At 47.9% G+C, this 8,490-nt stretch carries 13 protein-coding genes; 2 read left to right on the top strand and 11 right to left on the bottom strand.

Features of this window, described 5'->3' with window-relative positions; genetic code table 11:
- Window positions 1-290: 290 nt before the first annotated feature.
- Entirely contained in the window at window positions 291-893 is a 603-nt protein-coding gene (locus tag EYC95_RS29755; RefSeq protein ID WP_131063504.1) for a hypothetical protein, read from the top strand.
- 80 nt (window positions 894-973) lie between these two features.
- Here EYC95_RS29755 and EYC95_RS29750 read toward each other — a convergent pair whose 3' ends face one another.
- The 11 genes from EYC95_RS29750 to EYC95_RS29705 all read right to left on the bottom strand — a co-directional run bounded on the left by EYC95_RS29750 (window position 974) and on the right by EYC95_RS29705 (window position 7,749).
- On the bottom strand, window positions 974-2,200 hold the full coding sequence (locus EYC95_RS29750) for a hypothetical protein (protein WP_131063503.1): 1,227 nt from the start codon (window positions 2,198-2,200) through the stop codon (window positions 974-976).
- Between the two features lie 24 nt (window positions 2,201-2,224).
- Complete coding sequence (locus EYC95_RS29745) at window positions 2,225-3,316, bottom strand: zonular occludens toxin domain-containing protein (protein WP_131063502.1); 1,092 nt, start codon at window positions 3,314-3,316, stop codon at window positions 2,225-2,227.
- Complete coding sequence (locus tag EYC95_RS29740) at window positions 3,316-3,603, bottom strand: DUF2523 family protein (RefSeq protein ID WP_131063501.1); 288 nt, start codon at window positions 3,601-3,603, stop codon at window positions 3,316-3,318. Before EYC95_RS29740 ends, EYC95_RS29745 begins: the two co-directional genes overlap by 1 nt.
- A gap of 8 nt (window positions 3,604-3,611) precedes the next feature.
- Window positions 3,612-3,845, bottom strand: coding sequence for a hypothetical protein (locus EYC95_RS30280; protein WP_165557535.1), 234 nt, complete (start codon window positions 3,843-3,845; stop codon window positions 3,612-3,614).
- Complete coding sequence (locus EYC95_RS29735) at window positions 3,836-4,309, bottom strand: hypothetical protein (RefSeq protein WP_165557534.1); 474 nt, start codon at window positions 4,307-4,309, stop codon at window positions 3,836-3,838. The genes EYC95_RS30280 and EYC95_RS29735 overlap by 10 nt, the downstream gene beginning before the upstream one ends.
- A gap of 1,048 nt (window positions 4,310-5,357) precedes the next feature.
- The gene (locus tag EYC95_RS29730; RefSeq protein ID WP_131063500.1) at window positions 5,358-5,579 is read right to left on the bottom strand and encodes a hypothetical protein; all 222 of its coding nucleotides are present in this window, start codon (window positions 5,577-5,579) and stop codon (window positions 5,358-5,360) included.
- A 7-nt stretch (window positions 5,580-5,586) separates the two neighbouring features.
- Window positions 5,587-5,811, bottom strand: coding sequence for a hypothetical protein (locus EYC95_RS29725; RefSeq protein WP_131063499.1), 225 nt, complete (start codon window positions 5,809-5,811; stop codon window positions 5,587-5,589).
- A 13-nt stretch (window positions 5,812-5,824) separates the two neighbouring features.
- Window positions 5,825-6,118: a propanediol utilization protein gene (locus tag EYC95_RS29720; protein WP_131063498.1), complete on the bottom strand. Its 294-nt coding sequence runs from the start codon at window positions 6,116-6,118 to the stop codon at window positions 5,825-5,827.
- Between the two features lie 10 nt (window positions 6,119-6,128).
- A complete protein-coding gene (locus EYC95_RS29715; protein WP_131063497.1) occupies window positions 6,129-6,386 on the bottom strand; it encodes a hypothetical protein in 258 nt (85 codons plus the stop codon).
- A complete protein-coding gene (locus EYC95_RS29710) occupies window positions 6,386-6,619 on the bottom strand; it encodes a hypothetical protein (RefSeq protein ID WP_131063496.1) in 234 nt (77 codons plus the stop codon). The genes EYC95_RS29715 and EYC95_RS29710 overlap by 1 nt, the downstream gene beginning before the upstream one ends.
- Window positions 6,616-7,749 (bottom strand): phage/plasmid replication protein, encoded by a 1,134-nt coding sequence (locus EYC95_RS29705; RefSeq protein ID WP_131063495.1) that lies wholly within the window; start codon window positions 7,747-7,749, stop codon window positions 6,616-6,618. Before EYC95_RS29705 ends, EYC95_RS29710 begins: the two co-directional genes overlap by 4 nt.
- A 132-nt stretch (window positions 7,750-7,881) precedes the next feature.
- On the opposite strand from EYC95_RS29705, the gene EYC95_RS29700 reads away from it, so the two are divergent.
- Window positions 7,882-8,238 carry a helix-turn-helix domain-containing protein gene (locus EYC95_RS29700; protein WP_256657021.1) on the top strand — a complete coding sequence of 119 codons (357 nt, stop codon included), beginning with the start codon at window positions 7,882-7,884 and terminating at the stop codon, window positions 8,236-8,238.
- The last annotated feature ends 252 nt before the right edge of the window (window positions 8,239-8,490 follow it).

The raw sequence follows: 8,490 nt of genomic DNA, 5'->3' as shown, positions 1-8,490 counted from the left end.
ATTATGCGAACCTTCCTATACAGACGCGGGAGCGTCTGGTGGTCAGATTTGAAGCCTGACGCGCGGCTTATCGCACAAGCCTGAGCGATATCCTTCATCTGCTGGCAGATATCCGATCAGGCATGAACGAACCCTCGTTCATTTGGTGCTGATCGTTAACGCTCAGATTTGAACGCTAGCGATCACGTGTGAGCTACCCGTAGCTCACCGAAGACGAGCCTCGGTTGCTCGGTTATCAAGACGCTGATGATCCATTCAGCTCGTGATAGTCTCAAGCCTTTGAATTCAAAGTGATTGAGGTGCGCGTGCGGTTTTATCATTTCACCCGGTTGGCTGCTGTCGACTCTATTCGTCAGAGCGGCATTCTCAAAGGCATCGTACCTTTCTATCAAAAGAATCCGCCTCCCATGGTATCCCTCACGTCCGTGCTGAACCCAGCTAAACATGGATTGATCACCGGGCAACTACTGATTGAAGGTGACGATCCTGAGTTTGAGGAAATGTCCAAGCGTCTTCCGTCATTCGTCACTGGGGTCGCACCCAAGCGAACCGTGCAGCTATTTGATCAAACCGAAGTCGTCATTGAGATCGATATTGACCCGGAGGATCCAAACCTCATCGACTTCGACTGTTTTATCGACATTGTTCGTCCACTTTTTCCGGCTGGCACTCCAAAGAATCTTTTAAAAGCGACGGCTATCGTCACGGGACGCTATCCACTGGGCTCCGAGTATAAAGAGAATAGGAAAATCGATCAGGAGGTTCTAAAACTGCAATACTCCGGTGCGATTAAAGATCCCGACTGGTACTTTTATAAACACGCCATAGCACCTGGCATGATCTCTTCTGTACGAAAAAGAGACAGAAATGGTGAATACACCATTCAAATTTGAATGCGCTAGATGATTTGATTATAACTAAACTAAATGCCAGTTTAGTTTAGTTATATTAAAACGCTTTGAATTTCTCAAAATTATCTGACCTGAGCGACATCTACAGATGGCACCAAGGTTGGAGTAATGAAAAGAATCAGCTCCGCTGTCGAAGTCGATTGCGATTCATAACGGAAAATTCCGCCTAGAAATGGGATCGATGCAAGACCAGGAACGCGATGCTCCTGGGTTGCCTCAACGGTCGTATACACACCACCAAGCGCAACGGTGTCGCCGAGTTTTACGCGGACATTTGAGGATACGTTGACGGTTTTAATAGGTGGAACACCATTGAGCGCGTTGGCAAAATCAGGCTCATCCTTGGACAGCTTGATGTCGAGTCTTACACCAGCGTCATCGATATACGGCGTCACATCGAGAGAAAGCGCAGCCTCCTTAAATGAGGTAGAAGTAGCCCCCTGCCCCGCAGTCTGCTGATAAGGAACCTCAGAGCCTTTTACAAACCTAGCTGGTTGTTTATCCCGAGCAAAGACATTTGGGCGATCAATTACTTTTCCGTAACCACCCTTCTCCATCGCTGCTAACTCCAGATCGAGCATCGCTGAGCTGGAGACAAAGCCAATACCACCACTAACAGGCAAAGAACCGACATCAACAAAGGCACCGGCAGTTTTACCGACAAAGTTTCCGGCTTTGATGGTTCCAGACCAGTTAACGCCAAGCTGTTTGGAAAAAGATCGATCCACCTCAACAATACGCGCTTCAATCATCAACTGAGCCCGAGGGAAATCTACAGCACGTAAATAGGAGGCCAGCTCTTCGAGCCGGGATGGAGAAAGACGAGCCACCACAATGCCAGCGGCATCATTTACAGCAAGAGATTCTTGATTAAACTCTTTTGAAAAAGTCGGAAATCCTGAAATAGCCTCAGAAGCAAGCATGTGCTTAATTTTGAAAATAGTATTTTTATTGTCGTCAGTCTTGGGCAGTGGCGAATCCAAAGGAATAAAATAATTTTTATCTTTGGACACATAAAGAACATCACCCTCGATTTGTGAGTAAAGCCCCTTCGTTTTTACGACATATCTTAATGCGTCCTCCCAAGTTACAGACTTCATTCGCATTGTGATAGTGCCGTCAATATCATCCGCACCAATCAAGTTAAGACGAGCAAAGTCAGCAATAAGCTGCAAGGCGGTTTTTGATGGAATAGCATCAAAATCAAAATTCATTTTTTCAGCATCAGCATATACAAAAGAAGAAAATAAAAGAAAAACAGAGAATAAGAATGACCACAAAGTCTTCATAAATTCACCTAGATAAAGGTTGGCTTAGCCGGATGGGCTGCTTGCGCTACGCTGAGCTGCCCCACCGCCTAAGCCCCCAATAATAGGAGGCATAGCAAATGAGGATTTTTGTGTTGTCCAGGTGGTGACACGCTCACCATCGACGTCGCAATACGCCTCTTTGAAATCAGCGAAAAAACGGCAATTGGAAAATGATATATAGCGGGTATGCCCTGAATTATCGACCAACACAGCGATAGAAGAATCACGTTTAGAATTGGGATCTGGCTCGGAAGCGTGAACAAACCCGCTCAACCTCCAAGACTCAGAGTAAATAACAGGTGGAGCAACAGGAGTCGGTTTAGGCGCAGGAGTCTGATTTACAATTTTTGGCTGAACAGAGTCAGGATGTGCTTGGGTAACTGGCTTATTAAAGAAACTCTTAATCCCGAGAACACCAATAAGCAAGCAAATCACAACAATAGCGATTAACGACCACAAACCATAAGAGCGCAAAAAAGACGCGCTTTTGTCGGCCACAGATTCATCACCAACAGCACCAGTAGCGGATTTGGTAGCGGACTTATAATAACCCTGAGTGACTTTATTGAATATGCCCGGATACTGTCGGATTCTTTTTGAAACTGGTGGGCTATCACCAGTTACAACACCAGAATAAGCATCAACCCGGTAAAGGGTCTTAGAAAGCTTAACAATTCGAAAAGTGGTGTCAATTAGCGTCCTGGCATGGCTAGCAATCTGAGAAAGATCCTGAGTGACCATGATAATTCGCATAGCATTGTTTTTTTCATCAACCATATGTCGATGTTCTGTTAAAAGTGATTTATCCCATTCAATAGCTTGGTTTGCTCTCTGTCCATTGGGCCATCTACGCCAAACCTCATCGAGAATAAGAACGCAACCGTTCTTAACGAATTCTGCCAAATCAGGCAGTTGATACCAATCTTCGGGGAGTTGCGTAATAGTCCCACCAAAATCAGCAAGCAAATCGTCAACATTTAACGGAATGTTGGTAACAACATGGCGACCCTGTTTAAGCGATGGAATAACAACGCGCTCAACGACACTATTTGTCTTTCCAGCCCCAGGCTTGCCAACATAAGCAATGACGGCCATTACCCAATCACCGGGATACGACGAATCATGAACCGAATGAGGTAAGCCACAAGCACCAAACCCAAGCCGAACTGAATTTGGAACAAGTTCATGAAATACCACACGGAATCAGGGATACCGTCAAAAGCAGTTGCAGACGTTCGGATTTGGTCGGCCAGGCCAAGTGAGTCGAGCAGAAACATTAGCGCATCCCACATCCAACCGAACACCATGAAAATGACGTCGATTATCCAAGTCGCAATCTGCTCGAAAATTGATTTAAACCACGATGCAAGTGCAGACAACATACGTCACCTCAAGCAGTCAGAACGATACGAACGGCAAGGAAAGACCAAATAGCGATGAAAACTGCTTTCAAAATAGGAGCTATAAGGCCGAATAATTTGCAGTGACTATCAAAAACAATTTCCTTTGCAAACAACGTGACTGAGCCGACAGGGCAAATAGCTGAAGCATGTGAAGATCCGCTGAAAGCTGATTTTGCGGCTGTGAAAGTGCTAGACGAAACCATTTTTTGTTTCATATCCATAACTTGCGATTTAGCTTGGTCACCACGGCCGGCAACTGAGGCCGACAAGTTAAGAGGACCAGGTGATGTAAAAGTCTCATCACCGCCTGTACCACCATCACCGCCAGTGCCGCCGCCTGTACCACCATCACCACCAGTGCCACCGCCTGTACCACCATCACCGCCAGTGCCACCGCCCGTACCACCATCACCGCCAGTGCCGCCGCCTGTACCACCATCACCGCCAGTGCCACCGCCTGTACCGCCATCACCGCCAGTGCCACCGCCTGTACCGCCATCACCGCCAGTGCCACCGCCCGTACCGCCATCACCGCCAGTGCCGCCGCCTGTACCACCACCAGTGCCGCCGCCAGTGCCACCTCCAGTACCACCGCCAGTGCCGCCTGTACCACCATCACCGCCAGTGCCGCCGCCAGTTCCACCACCAGGTTGTTGAGGAATCGCAGTACAAGTTTGGCTGCCATCTAGCCGTTCATAACCTTCAGGGCAAGGGATTGGCGTGCACTGTTTGCTGCCATTAGCGAATTCAAAACCTTCTGGACATTTATCACTAAGTTCGTCACCTACTTCACCAAGCTTAAGAGTGGGATCAGTAGTGCAAGAGGACTCAAGACCATTATCAAGTTTAATGCTGTAAGCATAGTTACAAAAACCCTCAGTCTCAGAGCCGATGGTTAAATAACATTTGTCTGTAGACTTTACGGAATAATTGCAGGAGGTGGCACAAACCGTTTCACCAGGGCTTTGCGAAAGAACATAGCGTTTGCCATCGGTGTCAGAGGTAATAACAGCACCGACCGTCCCCTTTAATACGGTTGTTGGCTCACAATTATGTTGAACATAAACAACGGCGTTCCAGACGACGAAACCACTATCAACAACCGCTCCACTATCATCAGTGTATCTAAATCGATAAGTAAACGGACACGAAAAAGCATAATGTGGAGACTGCGCATGAGAGCACTGAGCCCCTCCAGATGTAAAAGATCGAAATTTAGCGCCCCAGGTTTTGATGAGAAATTGATTTAAGGAGTTGATTACATCACTGGCAGCCTCCTCGGGCGTGTTATAAACATAACCCTGAGTGCTACACAAACTTTCTTGGCCAAGTGCAAAGCAGCTGTATTTCAGTGTGCCTGCGTAAGCGTCATCGTGCAAGAAAGTAAAAAAACAGCAAAAAATTGCGAATAAAGAAAGAAACCTTTTCATATCACCAACCCCAAAAAACGGCGAAAGCGCAACTTGAGCCAATGACGAACATTGCGAAGTAATAGAGTTGGTCCATTAGGAATAAACCCTAAGCAAATAAGAAATAAAAGAATCCAAGGAAATAAATAAAGCAAATCCAAAAAGAGTTCCAATTAACAATGAAACCAAAGAAGCATTAAGTACAATTTCCTTAATGCGAAGATGGGCAAAACGACTCCTACCAAAACGGGTAAGTCTATAATAGCGACGCATAATAGAATCCTAGTGATTTGGTAAAAAAAAGGGCTCACGAAGAGCCCTTTGTTAAGCAAAAAAAGCGAGAACGATTTTCGCGCCTTTAATACCGGCATAAACAGCAGCGAGCAACGCCGCTACAGCCAGAACACCAACACTGATCGTGGAAAAATCAACGCTGGAGGTCAGCGTCGAGTAATCCCAGGTCGAACCAGCTGCAAACGCATTAGCCGAAATTGCGGCGGTGAAGAAAACAGCAGCGACGCTTTTTTTACCGATTTTTTTAAGCATGGAAGCCTCAACTATTTTTAATGAAGTTTAAAAACGCACGAATACCCATGGAAAAAACCATGAAGGTTGCTACCAAGGTAAATCCGGCGCCGAATGCTTGACCCAAGATAATTGGATCTAGCTGGGATGGATCAAAAGGAGGTTGAACTTGAACAGCCTCCCAAGACCCCGAACACTGAGGAAAACCACCCTCAGTTTTTAGCTCGCCAGTGCAGCGAACAAAATCAGACATTAAGGTTTAACCCTTAGGCACTCTTAACAGCACCTACTTGTGAAGCACCCGTGCTTACACGGCGGCCTTGACGAGGATCGACTTCAAACATAAGCCGGTCATCACGTACTTGAGCGATAACATCACACTCATATTTCCCAGGCTGAGGCACTTGCTGAGGGGTTTCCGCATAAAAAGTGCATTTCTGCGGATACGGAATGTTCGGCAGATGGGCGTACGCTTCGAACATGCAATAGGGCTTGCCAGATTTGGCAGCTGTGCCGCTACGGAAATTGCCTGTGATTTCAACCACAATAGTGTTAGACATGGTGATGCCCTTATCTCAGTGTTGGAAAGCCTGGAACAGTGCCGGGCTTACGGAATGCCCAACTGGGCGCAGTGGCTTCAGGGTTACGCCTGAAGGTTAGAAATTGACGCTTATGATGTTGCCGAGCGGTCGCCTGATTCGAAAATTCAGCCAGTACCGTTCGCATGACATCGTTTGCGATGCTGTTTACTAGCAACTCATCCGCGATGTGTTTACGAATATTTGCTTCAACGTTCCAACGTAAGATCTGAAACTGTTCCTTATCCATCAGAAACCCATCCATTCAGCAACGCAGGTTGTGCCCGTTTCTTGTCGTTCTACAAACCAAAGACGCTCAGGCTTAGCGCCCTGCTCCTTCAAGGCTTCTACAGCCTTAAGTGTTTCTTGCACCTGTTCCTGAAGTACCGACTTCAGAAATAACTGCCTGGAACGCTGCTGAAACTCAAGGTTTCGACGTTGCCCAGGTGTTAACTGGTCGCCCTGAAAACTGACGGTTTTCAAGCTGCGACCTGCTGAAGGTGATTAGGGCGCTGGTACCACGTCGGCATAGCCAAGGTGCTTTTTGTCACTTCGCGACACTGCCGGACGAACACAGGAGCAAAACGGCTGGTATCGCAGGCGTTACGGATGTTGATACCGATGCGATTAAGCTTGGCGGCATGGCCTTTAACTTGAGACTTTGAAAAGTCGATGTTAGATGTTCCAGACATCCACTCAAGAGCATAACTAGCCGTGGTACGAGCAGAACGTACGGTGTCGCAAACACCCTCAGCAACCAACTGTTCAGCAATGCTCACAATATCCATGGCTGTCACCTTTAACTTTTCATCTATCTTAAGAAACTCGCTGTGGAGTTCGGCCAGACGCCTTTCATCAAATAGGCCCCAATAGCAAAGGGCTTCACGCTGTAAATATTCGCTTTTAAGCTCTTGTTCCATGCGGACTACGCCTTCTTTTGCGCAGTAGTTTTTAACCCGCTGAACATATTTGTATTCTTCTGATTCTTCGCCAAAGACACGCTTTATCTTTGGAAGACAGTTCTGATCCATTTCAAAGGCCTTGTCGTACGCCTTTCGATACTGGAGACGACCGCCTTTGCCATTGCCTTTCGGTGTCCAAGCAACAGTGCGCCCGTTGGGGTACAAGAAACCGATGGAGTGCCCGATTCGCTGACTGGAAACACCGCGCAGATAAGCAAGAACGTTGCCCTCCCCCAACGAAACATTGGTGGTCAGGTCAATCCGTTCAATCTTTGCCCCATCGGCGATACGGTCGCCCGACTTCGCACCGGATTCACCCTGACGAATATCAAGGCGAGTACAGCGGGTGAACCCAGGAAGCCCGTACTCACGCAACAACGCGTTGTACACCGACACGCATTGCTCGATAGAGGCAAAGCCAAACAGGTTATCTAGCCGCCCTACCCGGCTGGGATTTCCTTCAACGCGAACTTTCCGGCCCTGAACGTGAACAGTGACCGAAGTCGAAAAACTAGCTTCGTGTTTGAAACGTGGCTGACGGGTGCTCAGAACCTCATTGGTGTTCGCGTCTATCGTCAAGGTGAAGATGCCGCACACGACCGGTAGGTCATGGTCGTGCTCCTGCGAAATCGTCAGCCAATCGATGAACATGTGAAATCCTGTCAATATCTGTATTCCGATACAGAAGTGGCAGGATTATGAGACTCTCCAATACTCAAATGCAAGCAGAAATGTACCGATATATAGGTACTGTATGGACAGCCAGTTAATACGATGGAAGACATGAGCAACCACGCAGGCAACAGAGCCATGACCATCGGAACAAATCTGAGACGGTATCGGGAGGCCAAAGGCCTGACCCAGCAGGCCGTTTGGGAGGCTGCGGGGATTAGCAAGTCGAGCTATACCTCCTACGAGGCAGGCCGCGGAATCCCATCAGCTGACAAGGTGGTAAGCCTTGCCCAGGTACTGGGAACAACCACAGATGAACTGCTGCTAGAGCCTTCGGAGATGGTCGTATCTCAAGACATGTTGCCTATTCTGAGGCGATTTGAGGCTCTGCCTGTAGATATCCGAAATCAAGCCAAAATCGCCTTGAAAGGTGTGCTTTTCGGATACGAGCAAGAAGCCCTTAGATAGAAAAAGCAGGTCGCGTGAAGGTTGGAAAGTATGGAAAACCATACCAAAGTGGGGGTGTAACAGCACCCCACTCGCTTCGCTCCAAAAGCGCGCTGAAAAATAGGACCTGCCGGGACCTGTGCGGTGATGGTGCTAGACGTCACGGGACCGCGCAAGCTACGCTCGGGACCGCACAGAACGCCTTCCAGCAAATCAGCACGCGAAGTGGTTTGGCGGTGACAGCAGGCGGTTTGCACGCGAATAAAACCCCAG

Origin of the sequence: Pseudomonas sp. BGI-2 (assembly GCF_004310295.1) — a bacterium.
Taxonomy (GTDB): Bacteria; Pseudomonadota; Gammaproteobacteria; order Pseudomonadales; family Pseudomonadaceae; genus Aquipseudomonas.
The sequence above is the reverse complement of the archived record's forward strand: the minus strand, read 5'-3'. Positions and strand labels throughout refer to the sequence as shown.

Excerpts from the sequence above, each read along its gene's own strand:
- EYC95_RS29725 (WP_131063499.1), bottom strand. The coding sequence starts at position 5,811 with ATGTCTGATTTTGTTCGCTGCACTGGCGAGCTAAAAACTGAGGGTGGT.
- EYC95_RS29705 (WP_131063495.1), bottom strand. The coding sequence starts at position 7,749 with ATGTTCATCGATTGGCTGACGATTTCGCAGGAGCACGACCATGACCTA.
- EYC95_RS29735 (WP_165557534.1), bottom strand. The coding sequence starts at position 4,309 with ATGGCAGCCAAACTTGTACTGCGATTCCTCAACAACCTGGTGGTGGAA.
- EYC95_RS29750 (WP_131063503.1), bottom strand. The coding sequence starts at position 2,200 with ATGAAGACTTTGTGGTCATTCTTATTCTCTGTTTTTCTTTTATTTTCT.
- EYC95_RS30280 (WP_165557535.1), bottom strand. The coding sequence starts at position 3,845 with ATGGATATGAAACAAAAAATGGTTTCGTCTAGCACTTTCACAGCCGCA.
- EYC95_RS29745 (WP_131063502.1), bottom strand. The coding sequence starts at position 3,316 with ATGGCCGTCATTGCTTATGTTGGCAAGCCTGGGGCTGGAAAGACAAAT.
- EYC95_RS29700 (WP_256657021.1), top strand. The coding sequence starts at position 7,882 with ATGAGCAACCACGCAGGCAACAGAGCCATGACCATCGGAACAAATCTG.
- EYC95_RS29715 (WP_131063497.1), bottom strand. The coding sequence starts at position 6,386 with ATGGATAAGGAACAGTTTCAGATCTTACGTTGGAACGTTGAAGCAAAT.
- EYC95_RS29730 (WP_131063500.1), bottom strand. The coding sequence starts at position 5,579 with ATGCTTAAAAAAATCGGTAAAAAAAGCGTCGCTGCTGTTTTCTTCACC.
- EYC95_RS29720 (WP_131063498.1), bottom strand. The coding sequence starts at position 6,118 with ATGTCTAACACTATTGTGGTTGAAATCACAGGCAATTTCCGTAGCGGC.
- EYC95_RS29740 (WP_131063501.1), bottom strand. The coding sequence starts at position 3,603 with ATGTTGTCTGCACTTGCATCGTGGTTTAAATCAATTTTCGAGCAGATT.